This window comes from Nocardiopsis sp. NPDC058631, assembly GCF_042716955.1.
In the GTDB taxonomy this organism is placed as follows: Bacteria; Actinomycetota; Actinomycetes; order Streptosporangiales; family Streptosporangiaceae; genus Nocardiopsis.
The window spans coordinates 1-16731 of the sequence record NZ_JBHXQY010000066.1 but is presented as its reverse complement, the minus strand read 5'-3'; the positions used below and the strand labels follow the sequence as shown (position 1 = coordinate 16731).

Below are 16731 nucleotides of genomic sequence, written 5' to 3'. Positions count from 1 at the left end.
GCCCACGGTGGCGCCCATGGCGTAGACCGCCGACGCGGCCCCGGTGAGCCGGCGCGGCACCGCGCGCACGGCACCCGCGGTGCTATCCCCTGACCTGACTCCGGCCGGTGGCCAACAGCCTCTGTGGTGCCGTGGGCCGGGCCTGACATGAGGAGTGGATTTGATCGCGCTCACGCTCGATCGGATCGCTGAGATCACCCAAACCGCCATCGGCGGATCAGCGCGCCCCGACGCCGTCGTCGACGGCCCAGTAGTCATCGACTCACGGCAGGCAGCGCCAGGCGCGCTCTTCGTCGCCCTGGACGGGGAACGCGTCGACGGACACGACTTCGCCGAGTCGGCGGTCGCGGCCGGAGCGGTGGCCGTCCTGGCCTCCCGTCCCGTCGCCGCGCCGCACCTGCTGGCGGGGGGAGGCGACGAAGGAGTCGTCGCGGCCCTGGCCCGACTCGCCCGGTACGTGGCGGGAGAACTCAGCGATGTCCGGCGCGGATCGGACACGGCCGAGGTCGTCGCGGTCACCGGTTCCTCCGGCAAGACCACCACCAAGGACCTCATCGCGCAGGTCGTCGGCGGGCTGGGCCCGACCGTCGCCCCGGCCGGCTCCTTCAACAACGAGATCGGCCACCCGCTCACCGTGCTGCGGGCCGACACCGGCACACGCAACCTGGTCCTGGAGGTCTCCGCGCGCGGGGTCGGGCACATCGCCCACCTGTGCGAGGTGGCTCCGCCCCGGATCGGCGTGGTCCTCAACGTCGGCAGCGCCCACATGGGCGAGTTCGGCGACCGCGACACCATCGCCAAGGCCAAGGGCGAGCTGGTCGAGGCGCTGCCGCCCGGCGCGGAGGGCCGCGGCTCCGGCGGGGTCGCGATCCTCAACGCCGACGACCCGCGGGTGAGCGCGATGGCCTCGCGTACCCGGGCCAGGGTCGTCACCTACGGAGAGGGCGAGGACGCGCACGTGCGCGCCACCGACGTGGTCCTGCGGGACTCCGGTGCCCCCTCCTTCACGCTCCACCTGGGCGGACGCACCGCCCCGGTGAGGTTGGCGCTCGTCGGCGCGCACCAGGTGCACAACGCCCTGGCCGCCGCCGCCGTCGCCGACGAACTCGGTATGGACATCGACGCCGTCGCCGCCGCGCTCGGCGCCGCGACCCAGGTCAGCCGGTGGCGGATGGAGGTCACCGAACACGACGGTGCCACACTCGTCAACGACGCCTACAACGCCAACCCCGAGTCGATGCGGGCCGCGCTGACCACCCTGGAAGCGCTTGCCCGCAAGAGCCGGTCCATCGCGGTGCTCGCCCACATGGCGGAGCTGGGGGCCGACGGCGGGGCCGAACACGAGCAGATCGGCGAGTTGGCAGCCCGGACGGGCGTGTCCCACCTGATCGTGGTCGGAGAGGCAGCCGAGGGCATCGCCGTCGGCGCCGAACGCGCTGCCCGGCAGGGGCAGTGGCGGGGTGAGTGCATCCGGGTCGCGGACGCGGAGGCGGCCGCGGCGGCGCTGCGCGAACGCATGCGCACAGGAGACGTCGTCATTGTGAAGGGATCGCGGGTGGCAGCGCTCGAAAGGGTTATCGACCTCATCACCAAGGGTGATGTCCAGTGATCGGCATCTCCATCGCGGCTGCCCTGTCGCTCATCGTCTCCATGGCGTTGATGCCGCCGCTGATCAAACTCCTGTACCGGTTCAAGTTCGGCCAGGAGGTCCGCGACGACGGCCCCGAGGGCCACAAGACCAAGCAGGGCACGCCCACCATGGGCGGCATCGTCGTCATCCTCGGCGCGGTGGTGGGCTACTTCGGCTCCCACCTGGTGCTGTGGCTGGTGCAGCCCTCCTCGACCGGCCCGACCGCGTCGGGCCTGCTCGTGATGTTCCTGTTCGTCGGCATGGGCTGTGTCGGCTTCCTGGACGACTTCATCAAGATCTACAAGCGCCGCAGCCTGGGTCTGCGCAGCGGCGCGAAGATGGTCGGCCAGGCCGTCATCGGTATCGGATTCGCCTACGGGGTCACCCAGTTCCCCAACGGGTACGGCTACACCCCCGCCGCACCCAGCCTGTCCTTCCTGCGCGACTTCGGGCCCCCGCTCATGCTGGGCCTGTTCATCCTGTGGGCGCTGTTCCTCATCGTCGGCTTCTCCAACGCGGTGAACCTGACCGACGGACTCGACGGCCTCGCCACCGGCGCGACCATCCTGTCCCTGGTGGCCTACGTCATCATCGGCAACTGGCAGCTGCGCCAGTCCTGCGTGTCCTACCTGTCGGACAGCTGCTACACGGTCCGCGACCCGCTGGACCTGGCCGTGGTGGCCGCCGCCGCGCTCGGCGCGTGCATCGGCTTCCTGTGGTTCAACGCCCCGCCCGCCAAGATCTTCATGGGCGACACCGGCTCCCTGGCCCTGGGCGGCCTCATCGTGGGTCTGGCCATCACCACCCGCACGCAGCTCCTGCTGCTGCTCATCGGCGGCCTCTTCGTCATCATCACCATGTCGGTGATGATCCAGATCACGTCGTTCCGCCTCACCGGCAAACGCGTGTTCCGCATGGCGCCGCTCCAGCACCACTTCGAGCTCAAGGGGTGGGCCGAACCCACCATCGTGATCCGCTTCTGGATCATCCAGGGCCTGTTCGTGGCGATCGCCATCGGACTCTTCTATCTCGAATGGATGCCAAGGTAGAAGGCATGCCGCACCACGCTTCCGACACACAGCACAGCGCCGCCGCCGATCCCGCACCGCGCGGGGTCGACCTGGAGGGGCGGCTGGTCTGCGTCGCCGGCCTGGGAGTGTCCGGGCCCCCGGTCGCCAGGGCGCTCCTGGCCCGCGGGGCCCGCGTGGTCGTCGTGGACGGTCGCGACGACGACACCGTCCGACCGGTCGCCGCCGCACTCTCCGCAGCCGGGGCGGAGGTGGTCCTCGGCGACACACCGCTGCCCGAGGGCTGCGACCTGGTCGTCACCTCGCCCGGCTGGCGCCCCGACTCCCCGTTGCTGGTCAGGGCCGCCGAGGCCGGGATCGAGGTCATCGGTGACGTCGAGCTGGCCTGGCGCCTCAAGCCCGCCGACCAGGTGTGGCTCGCCATCACCGGGACCAACGGCAAGACCACGACCGTGCGGATGCTGGAGGCCGTGCTCCGCGCGGACGGCCGCGACGCCCTCGCCGTCGGCAACGTGGGCACGCCGATCGTCGACGCGGTCCTGCCCGACGCCGACGGCCACGTGTACGACGTCCTGGCCGTGGAGCTGTCCAGCTTCCAGCTGCACTGGTCCAGCAGCGTGCGCCCGCACGCCGCAGCCGTCCTCAACGTGGCCCCCGACCACCTGGACTGGCACGGCGGGCTCGACCCCTACGCCCGGGCCAAGGGGAGGGTGTTCGCGCCCGGCACGATCCGCGTCGTCAACACGGCCGACACGTGGTCGGTCCGCCTGGCGGAGGAGGACGGCGACCCGCACGCGCCGCTCGTCGGATTCCGGCTGGACACCCCGAGGGCAGGGGAACTCGGAGTGGTCGAGGACCTGCTCGTCGACCGGGCCTTCGCCGCCGAACCGCACAGCAGCGCCGAGGAGCTCGCCACGCTCGCCGACGTGCGCCCCGCCGCTCCGCACAACGTCGCCAACGCCCTGGCCGCGGCGGCGCTGGCGCGCTCCATCGGGGTCGCTCCCGCGTCGGTGCGGGCCGGACTGGCCGCGTTCGAGCCCGAGCCCCACCGCATCGCCTTCGTGGCCTCGGCGGGAGGCGTCGACTACGTCGACGACTCCAAGGCGACCAACCCGCACGCGGCGGCCGCGTCCCTGGGGGCCTACCCCTCCGTGGTGTGGATCGCCGGCGGGCTGCTCAAGGGCGCCGCGGTCGACGAGCTGGTCGCGACGGCGGCAGGCCGGCTGCGGGGCGCCGTGCTGATCGGTGCGGACCGCGCCCGGCTGCGCGAGGCCCTGGCCGAGCACGCCCCCGCCGTGCCCGTGGTCGAGATCGAGGGGCCCGCCGCCGACGCGCCCGAGGGCCACACGGTCATGGACGCGGTGGTCGCCGCCGCCGCCGCCATGGCGGCGGCGGGCGACACGGTGCTGCTGGCCCCGGCCGCCGCCTCCATGGACATGTTCACCAACTATCCCGAGCGCGGACGCCTCTTCTCGGAGGCCGTCAGCCGTCTGCTCTGAGTAGTCGGATGCCGTCCGTACGTGACATTGTCCGTGCGGGCGGCCTTCGCTGTGCTCCCCGCCACCCGTCCTGCGGCCAAAGATGGCCAACACGCGGGAAATGTCCACGGTTCCCTACCCGCCCGTAGGCCAGTATTGAGGCGCGAATCGTGCGGAGGGTGTGGATGGCGGCGACGACAGCGGTTCCAGGGCTGGCCCGGGCCAAGGGGAGGGCGGCGGCCGGAGGGCGCGGACGCGCCCTGTGGCGTGAGTGGGCGAGGTCCCTCGACCGGCCCCTCACCTCCTACTACCTGATCCTGGGCACGGCGGTCCTGCTGATCGCCCTCGGCCTGGTCATGGTGCTGTCCTCCACGATGGTCAAGTCCATCACGGAGACCGGCTCCTCGTTCTCGCTCTTCCAGAAGCAGCTCGTCTCGGCCGCCGTGGGTCTACCCCTCATGATCTTGGCCTCGCACATGCCCCAGACGCTGTTCCGCCTGATCGGCTACCCCACCTTGATCCTGTCGGTGGCCCTGCTGCTGCTCACCGTCTTCCAGGGCGTGGAGGTCAACGGCGCCACCCGCTGGCTGGACGTCGGCGGCCTGGTCGTCCAGCCCTCCGAACCCGCCAAGCTGTCCTTCGCCCTGTGGGGCGCCAACATCCTGGCCCGCAAGGACGAGCTGCGCGAGCTCACCGAGTGGCGGCACCTCCTCATCCCGCTGCTGCCCGGTTGCGGACTCCTGGTGCTCCTGGTCCTGCTCGGCTCCAACCTGTCCACCGCCCTCGTCTTCCTCATCACGTTCCTGGGGCTGCTGTGGGTGGTGGGAGCGCCGGGCAAGCTCTTCGTGACCATGTTCGGACTGGTCCTGGCGCTGGCCGTGATCGTCATCGCCATCGAGCCCTACCGGATGGCGCGCGTCACCTCCTTCCTCGACCCCGGAGCCGACCCCCTCGGATCGGGCAACCAGTCGCTGCACGGGCTGTACGCGCTCGGCACCGGGGGGATCTTCGGGGTCGGCATCGGCGCCAGCCGTGAGAAGTGGGGGTTCCTGCCCTTCGCCGAGTCCGACTTCGTGTTCGCGATCATCGGGGAGGAGTTCGGCCTGATCGGAACCCTTCTGGTGCTCGCCCTGTTCGGCGTGCTCGGCTACGCGGGCCTCCGGGTCGCCACCCGCGTCAAGGAGCCGTTCCCGCGCCTGGCTGCCTTCGCGATCGTCACCTGGCTCATGGGGCAGGCCATGATCAACGTGGGTGCGGTCATCGGACTGCTCCCCGTCACCGGAGTCCCCCTTCCCCTGGTCTCCTACGGGGGTTCGTCGCTGATCACCACCATGGTGGCCCTCGGTGTGCTCCTCGCACTGGCCAAAACCGAGCCGCAGGCCGCCAAGGCCTTGGAGGCCAGGGGTCCCAGTCAGGTACAAAGGGCTCTAAGCTGGCTGGGCCTGGAGAACTTCGTGGCCTCGATGAACAACCGGGGCGGAGCGACCTCCAAGCGCGCCACCACAGGACGGGTCCCGCGTACTCCGGGACCCCGTGGCGGCAGGACAACGACCAAGCACAGGAACGGACCGGTCCCGGCGGGGAACCGGCCAAGGAGGAATCGGCAACGATGAGGGTAGCCCTAGCCGGAGGCGGCACGGCCGGGCATATCGAGCCCGCGCTCTCCCTGGCGGACGCGCTTCGACGCATCGACCCCGGCGCGGAGATTCTCTGCCTGGGAACCGAACGGGGTCTGGAGACCCGACTGGTACCCATGCGCGGCTACGAACTGGGGCTGATCCCGGCGGTCCCCCTGCCCCGTAGGCTCACCCCCCAGCTCCTCAGCGTTCCGGGCAAGCTCGCGGGCGCGCTGAGCGCGGCGGGCGAACACCTGGACAGGTTGCAGGCGGACGTCATCGTCGGTTTCGGCGGTTACGTGGCCACACCCGGTTACCTGGCCGCGCGCAGGCGCAAGATCCCCATCGTCGTGCACGAGGCCAACCCCCTCCCGGGGCTGGCCAACCGGCTGGGCGCGCGCATGACCCCGCACGTGTTCACCGGACACCCCCACACCCAGATCCGCAACGGCCGCTTCATCGGCATCCCCCTGCGGCAGCAGATCACCACCCTCGACCGGCTGGCCATGGGCGACAAGGCCCGCACCTACTTCGGCCTGCGCCCGGACCTCCCCACCCTGCTGATCTTCGGCGGCTCCCAGGGCGCGCAGCGCCTCAACGAGACCGCCTTCGCCTCCCGTGACGCCTTCCGCGACCGGGGCGTCCAGGTCCTGCACGTCGTCGGCCCCAAGAACGCCGACGAACCACAGGACCTGACCCAGGCGGGCGTGCCCTACGTGGCCGTCCCCTACGTGGACCGCATGGACATGGCCTACGCCGCAGCCGACGTCGCGATGTGCAGGTCCGGGGCGATGACCTGCGCCGAGCTGACCGCGGTCGGCCTGCCCGGCGCCTTCGTGCCGCTGGCCATCGGCAACGGCGAACAGGCCCTCAACGCCGAGCCGATCGTCCAGGCCGGCGGCGGACTGATGGTCCACAACGCGGACATCTCCGTCGAGTGGATCGCCAACCAGCTCATCCCGCTGCTCACCGACACCGACCGTGTCGTGGCCATGTCCGAGGCCGCGGCCCGGATGGGCCGCCGCGACGCGGACATGGCACTGGCCCGCGAGGTGATGGCCATCGCCCGGGGAGACCGGCCCACCCCGGACATGCCGCTGGTCGAGGACGACGGCGAGGACGCGTACTACGACGACGGGAAGGACACCCGATGAGCCTGGTCCGTCCGACCGAACCGGTCCCCGTCGACAAGCTCGGCCGCACCCACTTCATCGGTCTGGGCGGAGCGGGCATGTCCGGCATCGCCCGCGTCCTGCTCCAGTCCGGGGTGGAGGTGTCCGGCAGCGACGCCCGCGACAGCGACACCTTGCGCGAGCTGGAGCAGATGGGCGCCGACGTCCACGTGGGCCACGCCGCCGCGAACCTCGGTGCCGCCGAGACCCTGGTGGTCTCCTCGGCGATCCGCGAGGACAACCCCGAACTGGTCGAGGCACGCAGCCGCGGCCTGCGCGTCCTGCCCCGGGCCGCAGCACTGGGCGCGCTGCTGCTGGGCCGCGAGGGTATCGCGATCTCCGGGACCCACGGCAAGACCACCACGACCTCCATGGTCACGGTGGTGCTCCAGCACCTGGGCGTCGAACCCGGCTACGTGATCGGCGGCAAGCTGGTCACCACCGGACTGGGTGCCGACGCCGGCCTGGGCGAGGTCATCGCGGTGGAGGCCGACGAGAGCGACGGCTCCTTCCTCATGCTCTCCCCGAAGATCGCCGTGGTCACCAACGTCGAGGCCGACCACCTCGACAACTACAGCGGTATCGAGGAGATCCACGCCAACTTCGCGTCGTTCGTCGACCGCGTCGGCCGCACCCTGATCGTCGGAGTCGACGACCCGGGCGCCCGCCGGGTCGCCGAACTGGCCCGCGAACGCGGCAGGAAGGTCCTGACGTACGGCGAGGCAGAGGACGCCGACTACCGGATCACACGGGTGCGCGCCCGCGGCTTCACCACCGAGTTCACGATCCGCGCCGCCGGCGGGGAGCCCATCGACGGCACGCTCGCAGTGCCGGGGCGCCACAACGTGCTCAACGCCGCAGCGGCCGTCGCGGTGGCGGACGAGCTCGGCCACGACCTGGAGGTCGCGGTGGAGGGCATCGCGGACTTCGCGGGAGCGGCGCGCCGCTTCGAGCCCAAGGGCGAAGCCGGGGGCGTCGCCGTCTACGACAGCTACGCCCACCACCCGACCGAGATCGAGGCGGACCTGCGGGCCACCCGCGCCGCGCTGGACTCGTTCGCCGAGGACGCGGAGGAGACCGGGCGTGCGCGGTCCGGGGGCAGGGTGGTCGCCCTCTTCCAGCCGCACCTGTACAGCCGCACCCGCATCTTCGCCGAGGAGTTCGCCACCGCGCTGGGACTCGCCGACGAGGCCGTGGTGATGGAGGTCTACGCGGCCAGGGAGGACCCCGAGCCCGGGGTCACCGGTGAGCTGATCACCTCCCGCCTACCGCACGACCGGGCCCGGTACGTACCCGGGCGCGAGGAGGCCGTGCGGACGGTGGTGGGGTTGGTCCGACCCGGCGACATCGTCCTCACCATGGGTGCGGGCGACGTCACCGAGCTGGGTCCGCGCATCGTCGACGCGATCGCCGAGGCCGCCGACGGGTCGGCGGGACGTCCGTAGGCGCAGGAGAGAAGAAGAGGACACGGGTGAGCGCGGACCAGGGCGGGGCAGCGGACGAGGCCGCACCACGGAGCGGATCCGATCCGTGGAAGTTCGCCTTCGCGGCGCTGCTGGTGGTCGCGCTGGTGTGCGTGGTCGCCTGGGTGCTGCTCGGCTCCCGCCTGCTCGTGGTCCGCGACGTCGCGGTCACCGGGCTGGACCGTGTGCCCTCGCAGGACGTGGTGGCCGCCGTGGACGTGGCCACCGGCACCCCCCTGGTCCGGGTCGACCTCGAACAGAGCCGCGACCGCGCCGAGTCCCTCTCCCTGGTGGAGGAGGCCACGGTGCGGCGCGGCTGGCCCGCGACCCTGGAGGTCGAGGTGGTCGAGCGCCGACCCCTGCTGGCCATCCGGGTGGGGGAGGAGTACCGGCTCGTGGACGGCGACGGCGTGCGCATCGAGGACTCGCGCACCCGTCCCGGCACCCACCCGGTGGTCCGCGTCACCGGGGAGATCGAGGAAAACGACGCGGTCCGGGCGGCGGCCGACATCGTGGAGGCCGCACCGGACTCGCTGATCGCCCAGATCCAGCTCATCGACGCCACCGACACCGATGCGATCACCATCGCGCTCGGCAACGGCGCCCTCGTGGAGTGGGGGACTCCGGAGGGCACCGCGGACAAGAGCGCCGTCCTTCGGGTGCTCCTGCGCGAGCACCCGCCGCAGGATGGGCGTGTCTACGACGTCGGAACCCCTGATCTGGCCATCGTTCGGTGAAGGAGTACCCAGTTCCAGGAAAAGGGAGAGGCGTGGCACGGAAAGTCGATCCGCCGCCCGGCGGGGAGCGCCGGGGGTCCGGGAGGGGGTCCCGGACGGATGTACGGGCACCCGGCGGGGACATTCCAGACGCGACGCGCCGGGTGCGCACATCGCTTCCTTGCGTTATACGCCGTTAGGCTGACCTCGTCATCGGTTGCCCGTGGTCGGCGGTCCGCTTACTGTCGGGAAGCACAGCCAACGTCAACAAAGTAGCAAAACACGCTTTCAGGGGTACACAGGAACCGTTTTGCTCCGCTCCTACAGCGGATCGCGCCAGCCCTCCCCGGGCAGGAACGCAACGGCTCCGGTGACCCCGGGTCCCCGGACAACCGCGTCGAGGACGCCGTCGCGGGGACCCGAAACGCACACTGTAGAACCGGATGCCGGTCCGGAGGCGTATCCGGGTGGACGAGAGTCACCGGAGGCGTTGACGGTACGGCGTATGCGAGCGGAAAGGCCCCTCGTCGTGGCAGCACCGCAGAACTACCTCGCGGTCATCAAAGTCGTCGGCATCGGCGGCGGCGGTGTCAACGCCGTCAACCGAATGATCGAAGAGGGGCTCAAAGGCGTCGAGTTCATCGCCATCAATACCGATGCCCAGGCGCTGCTGATGAGTGACGCCGACGTCAAGCTCGACGTCGGACGAGAACTCACTCGCGGACTGGGAGCGGGAGCCAACCCCGATGTCGGCCGCCAGGCGGCCGAGGATCACCGGGAGGAGATCGAGGAGGTCCTCAAGGGGGCCGACATGGTCTTCGTCACCGCTGGTGAGGGCGGTGGCACCGGAACCGGGGGCGCTCCCGTCGTCGCCAACATCGCCCGCTCACTGGGAGCCCTCACCATCGGTGTGGTCACCCGCCCCTTCGGCTTCGAGGGCAAGCGGCGTGCGACCCAGGCCGAGGCGGGCATCGCGATGCTCCGCGAGGAGGTCGACACGCTCATCGTGATTCCCAACGACCGGCTGCTGTCGATCTCCGACCGCCAGGTCAGCGTGCTGGACGCCTTCAAGGCAGCGGACCAGGTCCTGCTCTCCGGTGTGCAGGGCATCACCGACCTGATCACCACACCGGGTCTCATCAACCTGGACTTCGCCGATGTCAAGTCGGTCATGTCCGGCGCGGGATCGGCGCTGATGGGTATCGGCTCCGCACGGGGGGACGACCGGGCGGTCGCCGCCGCGGAAATGGCCATCTCCTCGCCGCTGCTCGAAGCGAGCATCGACGGTGCCCACGGTGTGCTGCTGTCCATCCAGGGCGGCTCCGACCTGGGCCTGTTCGAGATCAACGAGGCCGCGCAGCTCGTCGCGAACTCGGCGGCACCCGATGCCAACATCATCTTCGGCGCCGTCATCGACGACGCCCTGGGCGACGAGGTGAGGGTCACCGTCATCGCGGCGGGGTTCGACGAGCCCGAGGTCACCGGTCCGGTGGTGCGGGAACGCCAGCCCGTGGACCCTCCTGAGGCCCTCCCCCCCAAGGCAGGCGTACCGTCCCGCAGGGAGCAACAGCCCGCCCGGGCGACCTCCTCCGCGGACGCGAGCGGGGCGTCGGCCACCTCCTCCATGCCGTGGATCACGCCGTCCCGCCCGGCCCGGCCCGAGCCTGAGGCGACGCCGCCGCAGATGCCGCCGGTCCAGTACCCGGTGGAACCTGAGCCCGCCCGCCAGGAACAGGACCCGGTCGAGCAGCCGCGCTCGGAGACCCCGGCCCACGGCTCGTCCTCCTACTCCTCCTACGAGACGTCCGCCCCGGCGGAGGAGCAGCAGGCAGCAGCAGAGCGGGAGGAGGAGCCCGTGCAGCGGGAGGAGGCCCAGACCAGCCACATCCAGGCCGTCTCGGACTCCACCGCCGAGCGGCGCGGGGACGTGCCCACGCCGCGGCGCCGGGTCATCTTCGACGACCCGGACGACCTGGACGTGCCGGAGTTCCTGAAGTAGCGGACCACCGCCCCGGTACCATCGACGTGTCAGCGGCCCCGACCCATGCGGCGGGGCCGTCGCCGCCCCCGGGGAAGCGTGCGCCGGCCGCGCCGGCCCTCCCCGGTGGGCCGAGGGAGGGACCGCGGTCACACGGATGGGCAACGTCATCGACCTGGGGCACGGTGTGCGTGCCGCCGTCACGGAACGGCACGGCGGGGTGAGCGCCCCGCCCTACGACTCGCTCAACCTGGGGTTGGGTTCGGGGGACGCGCGGGAGCCGGTGCTCGCCAACCGGCGGATCGCCGCGGAGGGCCTGGGGTTCGACATCGACCGGGTCGTGTGGATGAACCAGGTGCACAGCGCTGACGTGCTCGTCGCGGACGCGCCCGGCGGAGTCGGTACCTGCGACGGTGTCGTCACGACCCGGCCCGACCTGGTCCTCGCATCGATGGCAGCCGACTGCCTGCCGGTCCTGGCCGCAGACGGGGCCGCGGGGGTTCTGGGGGCGGCGCACTCGGGCCGCCTCGGTACGGCGAACGGGGTGGCAGCCAACCTCGTCGCCTCGATGCTCGCCCAGGGGGCCCGCGCGGACCGCGTCACCGTGTTCCTCGGCCCGGCCATCTGCGGAAAGTGCTACGAGGTCCCCCCGGGACTGCAGGCCGAGACGGCCAGGGACACCCCCGAGGCGGTCTCCACCACGCGCCGGGGCACCCCCGGTGTGGACATGCTCGCCGCCGTCACCGCCCAGCTGCGGCGGGCGGGGGTCACCGACATCACGGCCGACGGCCGCTGCACCCTGGAGAGCCCGGAGCTGTTCTCCCACCGCGGGGGTGCGCCGACCGGACGGTTCGCCTCCTTCCTCTGGCGCACCTGACCGTCGCCGACCTGCGGGAGGGTGTCCGGGAACACCGGGGCCACTGTGCGGGTGTCCCCTCCCCGCAGTGCCGTGCCCGCTACGTTGGCACCATGCCTCCCACGATTCACGTCCGAATCCTGGGATCCACCCGACCGGGAAAGAGAAGGATCACCGTGTCACACGTCGACCCGGCTCGCGTCGAGCAGGTCCGCGCCAACCTCACCGCTGTGCGGGCCAGGATCGAGCAGGCCTGTGAGCAGGCCGGTCGCAGCCCCGACGAGGTTTCGCTGGTCGCCGTTACCAAGACCTATCCGGCCGACGATGTGCGGATTCTCGCCTCCCTCGGTGTCCGCGACGTCGGCGAGAATCGGGACCAGGAAGCGGCCCCGAAGGCCGCCGAGACCGCTGACCTCGGTTTGACCTGGCACTTCGTCGGACAGTTGCAGACCAACAAGGCGCGCTCCGTGGCCTCCTACGCCGACGTCGTCCACTCGGTCGACCGGGCCAGGCTGGCCCGCGCGCTGGGGGACAGGGCGGTGGCCGCCGGACGCGGCCTCACCTGCCTCGTCCAGGTCAACCTCGACAACGACTCCCGGGCCGGTGTCATCGGACCGCGCGGGGGAGTCGACCCGGAGGACGCGCTCGCGCTCGCCGCCGACATCGAGGAGCACGAGGCGCTCACCCTGGGTGGTGTGATGGCGGTGGCCCCCCGCGAGGGCGACCCGTCCGCCGCCTTCGCCCGACTCCGTGAGGTGGCGGGACGTGTTCGTGATCGTTATCCTCGGGCGACGGTGATCTCGGCGGGGATGAGCGCAGACCTCGAAGCGGCGATCGGGCGGGGTGCGACACACCTGCGACTCGGTACGGCGTTGCTCGGCAACCGGGGACCGATCGTGGGGTAATGTCCCCACATAGACCTTGGAACCCGTCTGTGGAGTTCGCCCGAAAGGGCGCCCCACCCCGTGGGACACGGGGACGACGGCCCAGTACGGAGGAGTCGGCTGCGGTGAAGGCCGCGGGGACGACGGAGGACATGAGATGGCCGGCGCGATGCGCAAGATGGCGGTCTACCTCGGCCTCGTGGAGGACGACCGTTACGACCACCGCTATGCGGACGAATATGATGAGTTCGACGATTTCGACGAGGCCGTGGAAGAGCAGCGCGACCGCGATGCCGACACTCCACGGGGCGAGGAAACACGAGGCAGTGCAGTGACGGACACCGGCGCCTACCTGGGTACAGGTGAACGACGCGGTGGAACGACCACGACATCCTCAACCGCCGACCTCGCTCGGATCACCACGCTCCATCCACGCACCTACAACGAGGCGCGTACGATCGGAGAGCACTTTCGGGAGGGCACACCGGTGATCATGAACCTGACCGAGATGGTCGACAGCGACGCCAAGCGTCTCGTCGACTTCGCGGCTGGTCTGATCTTCGGTCTGCATGGCAGTATCGAACGCGTGACCAACAAGGTGTTCCTGCTGTCACCGGCCAATGTCGAGGTCACCGCCGAAGACAAGGCCCGGATCGCCGAGCGAGGGTTCTTCAATCAGAGCTAGACCATCACATTTGTCCAGAGATTGGGTCGGGGAACGACCGTGAGTATCGTCGTCACAGTGCTGCTTTTCGTGCTCCAGCTGTTCGTTTTCGTGCTGATCGCGAGGGTGGTCCTGGAGATGGTGCAGTCCTTCGCCCGGACATGGCGGCCCACCGGGTTCGTCCTCGTCCTCGCGGAGATCGTGTACACCATCACCGACCCGCCACTGAGGTTCCTGCGGCGGTTCATCAAGCCGGTGAGGCTGGGGGGCATCGCACTCGACCTGAGTGTGCTGGTCCTCTTCATCATCGTGTGGATCTTGATGGCTCTCATCGGGAGCCTCGCCTAGCAGGGGAGGGGAGCAGGGGCAAGCAACAAGGCCCAGGCTCCGCTATGTGGTCTTGGTCATGATCTGGATTGCCGTAAGGTCACGATCGGGTAGCGTCCCTACGGACAGACTCCAAGCGCGCCAAGGAGACGAACATGCCGCTGACACCCGCCGATGTGCGGAACAAGCAGTTCAGTACGACCCGGCTCCGACCCGGGTACGACGAAGAGGAGGTCGACGCCTTTCTCGACGAGGTCGAGTCCGAGCTCGACCGCCTGATCCAGGAGAACGAGGAACTGCGCGGCAAGCTGGCCGAGTGCCTGCGGGGCAAGGTGCCCAACGCCGGTATGCAGGACTTCCAGCAGCCCCAGGACCAGGCGCCGGAGCAGCACGAGCAGATGCGCCCGGAGCCCGTCCAGCAGCCGCAGGCCGTCGAGCCGCAGCCCCCCGTCCAGCAGCAGCAGATGCAGATGACCGGGGCGAACATGGGGATGGGCGGTGAGGAGAACATGGACACGGCCGCCCGCGTCCTCGCCCTCGCCCAGCAGACCGCCGACCAGGCGATCTCCGACGCCCGCCGGGAGGCGGACGAGACCCTCGGCCGCGCTCGCCACGAGTCCGAGGACATCCTCGGCAAGGCCCGCCGCCAGGCGGACCAGATCATCGGTGAGGCCCGTGCCCGGTCGGAGAACCTCGACCGCGACGCGCAGGAGCGCCACCGTCAGGTCATGGGCAGCCTGGTGCAGCAGCGCGAGGAGCTGGAGCACAAGGTCAACGTGCTCAAGGACTTCGAGCGTGAGTACCGCAGCCGCCTGAAGGACTACTTCGAGCGTCAGCTGCGCGAGCTCAACGAAGAGGGCAAGCCCGTCGAGCCGAACCCGAACACCACGGGCGGCTTCCAGACGATGGCACCCCCGACCGGCGGCACGCCTGCTCTCCAGCACGGCCCCGGCGGTAACCCGTTCGGTCAGCCCGAACCCGCCCAGCACGGTGGCTTCCACCCGGGTGAGGCTCCGCACGAGCGTCGCTGACCACCAGCGGCTTTCGGCTCCGAACAACTGAAGACTCCGGATACCACACGTGTAAAGGCCCTGGTCGACCCGTGATCCTTAGCATCCTCGCAACCGTGGCGGTGCTGGCGGCCATCGCCGTCATCGCGGCTGCCCTGGTGTTCGCCGAGACCACCCTGGTGTACATCGCACTCGGACTGGCCGGCGCCAGCGTCCTCCTTCTTCTGGGGAGCGCCATCCAGGGACGCCTCGTTGAGAGCAGGCCGGGTCGCCCCGGAACGGACGGTTTGGGGAAGTCGTCCGTCCCGACCGGCGCCGCCATGACGGCGGCGACCGCGACGGGCACCCACGTCGAAACGGAGCACTCCGAGCGCGTTCCCGTACCGGCCCGCGGGCCGGTACGGGAAGCCCCCGCCGACACTCCCGCCTGGACGGCCCCGGCCGCCGACGACTCCGGGCACGGGGAACCGGAGTACGACGTCCCGCGCTGGCAGACCCCCACCGCCCACGAGTGGCCGGAACCGGACACAGCGCCCCAGGGGGCCGCCGAGACCGCCGCCCGCTGGAACTCCCCTGCGGAGGACGGCAGCCCCGTCCCCGCGTCCGAGGAGCGGACGTTCGAAGGACCTGTCCCCGCAGCCGCTGACACGGACGACATGTCCGGGGACCCGTACGGTACCGGTGAGGACGAGAGGACCCCGTCCCACACCTCCCCCCGCAGCGCGTGGGAGGACGAGAGCGAGCCGGTCGCCACCCCCTTCTCCTACAGCATCCCCGGCCAGACCCCGCCTTTCGAGGACGAATCCGTCCCTGCGGCCGCGGTCGCCGCCGAGGACGTCCCGGACACCGGGTTCGCGGACACCGGGGCGTTCGCCTACCGGATTCCCCGTGAGGCGGATTCGGACGACCGGGTGGACGACGGCACGGAGGCCTTCGCACCGGACACAGAAGAGGCCGTGCACCCGTCCGAGGACGGTGGGGGAGCCCCCGTGGACGCCGCAGCGGCCTCGGAGGCCGAGCCCGCCGTGGAGGACCCGGAGACCGGCGCCCACCCCGACGGGGACGAACCCGAGGCCCACGTCGCCACCGCGGCCGACAGCGGCGTGGAACCCGCGGTCCCGGCCGACGCGACCGCCGCCGACGCCCCGGACACCCGGGCGGACGGCGCCGGCGAACCCGGGGAAGAGCTGGAACACGACTCCTGCGGGGCGGACCGGGCATCCTCGGCGGACACCGATGCGGCCGTCGTCGACACGGACACAGGCACGGACACGGAGGCCGAGGCGGACACGCGCGGCACCGTTCCGGAGCCCGAGGACACCGTGGCCCAGGACGCCGTCGCCGACGAGAACGCCTCCGAGGAGGCCCCCGCCTTCGTCTACCGGGTACCGGACCGGAGCGCCGAGGCCGAGGAGGCCGCCGGGGCGGGCGACGACGCGCACGCTGAGGACAGCGGCCGGACCTCCGCGTTCACCTACCGGCTCCCGCAGCCCGAGGACGGCGGCGCGGTCGCGGAGCGCCCCGACCGGGACGACGAGGACGGCGTCCTTGCCGACAGCGGTACCGCGGCCCCCGACACCACCGCCGTGTTCGCCCGTTCGGGGCCGCAGGACGGCGGTGACGGGGCGGAGGAGCCGAAGGGCGGTACCGCCGAGGCCAGGGCGGCCGTGCGGCCGGAGGAGACCTGGGACGCCGAGGACGACCACACTGTCTCCCGCACTGCTCTCCTCAAGGAGGAGCCCGACCTCGACGACGACAAGGACTCGGACAGGGTCCACTGACCCCTGCCGCACACGAACGGGCGCCGCTCCTCGAAGGAGCGGCGCCCCGTCGCGGTGCTGTGTCTTATAAACAAAACCCAGCCCACCTGACACTACTAGCCCACCTTTTCCGGCGTGTGCTTGGAAAT

General features: G+C 70.9%; 14 protein-coding genes. All 14 read left to right on the top strand.

The window, feature by feature from the left end:
* Positions 1–160: 160 nt before the first annotated feature.
* The 14 genes from murF to ACFWTE_RS20565 all read left to right on the top strand — a co-directional run bounded on the left by murF (position 161) and on the right by ACFWTE_RS20565 (position 16603).
* A complete protein-coding gene (murF, locus tag ACFWTE_RS20630) occupies positions 161–1609 on the top strand; it encodes a UDP-N-acetylmuramoyl-tripeptide--D-alanyl-D-alanine ligase (RefSeq protein ID WP_378781242.1) in 1449 nt (482 codons plus the stop codon).
* Positions 1606–2679: a phospho-N-acetylmuramoyl-pentapeptide-transferase gene (gene mraY, locus ACFWTE_RS20625; RefSeq protein ID WP_267945821.1), complete on the top strand. Its 1074-nt coding sequence runs from the start codon at positions 1606–1608 to the stop codon at positions 2677–2679. The genes murF and mraY overlap by 4 nt, the downstream gene beginning before the upstream one ends.
* 5 nt (positions 2680–2684) lie before the next feature.
* Entirely contained in the window at positions 2685–4157 is a 1473-nt protein-coding gene (gene murD / locus ACFWTE_RS20620; RefSeq protein ID WP_378781241.1) for a UDP-N-acetylmuramoyl-L-alanine--D-glutamate ligase, read from the top strand.
* Between the two features lie 164 nt (positions 4158–4321).
* Complete coding sequence (gene ftsW, locus ACFWTE_RS20615) at positions 4322–5749, top strand: putative lipid II flippase FtsW (RefSeq protein WP_378781240.1); 1428 nt, start codon at positions 4322–4324, stop codon at positions 5747–5749.
* Positions 5746–6906 (top strand): undecaprenyldiphospho-muramoylpentapeptide beta-N-acetylglucosaminyltransferase, encoded by a 1161-nt coding sequence (murG, locus tag ACFWTE_RS20610; protein ID WP_378781239.1) that lies wholly within the window; start codon positions 5746–5748, stop codon positions 6904–6906. Before ftsW ends, murG begins: the two co-directional genes overlap by 4 nt.
* On the top strand, positions 6903–8369 hold the full coding sequence (gene murC / locus ACFWTE_RS20605; RefSeq protein WP_378781238.1) for a UDP-N-acetylmuramate--L-alanine ligase: 1467 nt from the start codon (positions 6903–6905) through the stop codon (positions 8367–8369). The genes murG and murC overlap by 4 nt, the downstream gene beginning before the upstream one ends.
* A 26-nt stretch (positions 8370–8395) precedes the next feature.
* Positions 8396–9124: a cell division protein FtsQ/DivIB gene (locus ACFWTE_RS20600; RefSeq protein WP_378781237.1), complete on the top strand. Its 729-nt coding sequence runs from the start codon at positions 8396–8398 to the stop codon at positions 9122–9124.
* Positions 9125–9632: 508 nt separating this feature from the next.
* Complete coding sequence (gene ftsZ / locus ACFWTE_RS20595) at positions 9633–11102, top strand: cell division protein FtsZ (RefSeq protein WP_378781236.1); 1470 nt, start codon at positions 9633–9635, stop codon at positions 11100–11102.
* 136 nt (positions 11103–11238) lie between these two features.
* Positions 11239–11958, top strand: coding sequence for a peptidoglycan editing factor PgeF (pgeF, locus tag ACFWTE_RS20590; protein ID WP_378781235.1), 720 nt, complete (start codon positions 11239–11241; stop codon positions 11956–11958).
* A gap of 155 nt (positions 11959–12113) precedes the next feature.
* Positions 12114–12842 (top strand): YggS family pyridoxal phosphate-dependent enzyme, encoded by a 729-nt coding sequence (locus ACFWTE_RS20585; RefSeq protein WP_378781234.1) that lies wholly within the window; start codon positions 12114–12116, stop codon positions 12840–12842.
* Positions 12843–12978: 136 nt separating this feature from the next.
* Entirely contained in the window at positions 12979–13506 is a 528-nt protein-coding gene (locus ACFWTE_RS20580) for a cell division protein SepF (RefSeq protein ID WP_378781233.1), read from the top strand.
* 39 nt (positions 13507–13545) lie between these two features.
* Entirely contained in the window at positions 13546–13833 is a 288-nt protein-coding gene (locus tag ACFWTE_RS20575; protein WP_378781231.1) for a YggT family protein, read from the top strand.
* Positions 13834–13967: 134 nt separating this feature from the next.
* Positions 13968–14843, top strand: coding sequence for a DivIVA domain-containing protein (locus ACFWTE_RS20570; protein WP_378781230.1), 876 nt, complete (start codon positions 13968–13970; stop codon positions 14841–14843).
* A gap of 71 nt (positions 14844–14914) precedes the next feature.
* A complete protein-coding gene (locus tag ACFWTE_RS20565) occupies positions 14915–16603 on the top strand; it encodes a hypothetical protein (RefSeq protein ID WP_378781229.1) in 1689 nt (562 codons plus the stop codon).
* Positions 16604–16731 lie beyond the last annotated feature (128 nt).

What these genes read in the sequence shown, in the direction of transcription:
- murD (WP_378781241.1), top strand. Translation starts at nt 2,685, where the DNA reads ATGCCGCACCACGCTTCCGACACACAGCACAGCGCCGCCGCCGATCCC.
- ftsW (WP_378781240.1), top strand. Translation starts at nt 4,322, where the DNA reads ATGGCGGCGACGACAGCGGTTCCAGGGCTGGCCCGGGCCAAGGGGAGG.
- murG (WP_378781239.1), top strand. Translation starts at nt 5,746, where the DNA reads ATGAGGGTAGCCCTAGCCGGAGGCGGCACGGCCGGGCATATCGAGCCC.
- murC (WP_378781238.1), top strand. Translation starts at nt 6,903, where the DNA reads ATGAGCCTGGTCCGTCCGACCGAACCGGTCCCCGTCGACAAGCTCGGC.
- pgeF (WP_378781235.1), top strand. Translation starts at nt 11,239, where the DNA reads ATGGGCAACGTCATCGACCTGGGGCACGGTGTGCGTGCCGCCGTCACG.
- ACFWTE_RS20580 (WP_378781233.1), top strand. Translation starts at nt 12,979, where the DNA reads ATGGCCGGCGCGATGCGCAAGATGGCGGTCTACCTCGGCCTCGTGGAG.
- ACFWTE_RS20570 (WP_378781230.1), top strand. Translation starts at nt 13,968, where the DNA reads ATGCCGCTGACACCCGCCGATGTGCGGAACAAGCAGTTCAGTACGACC.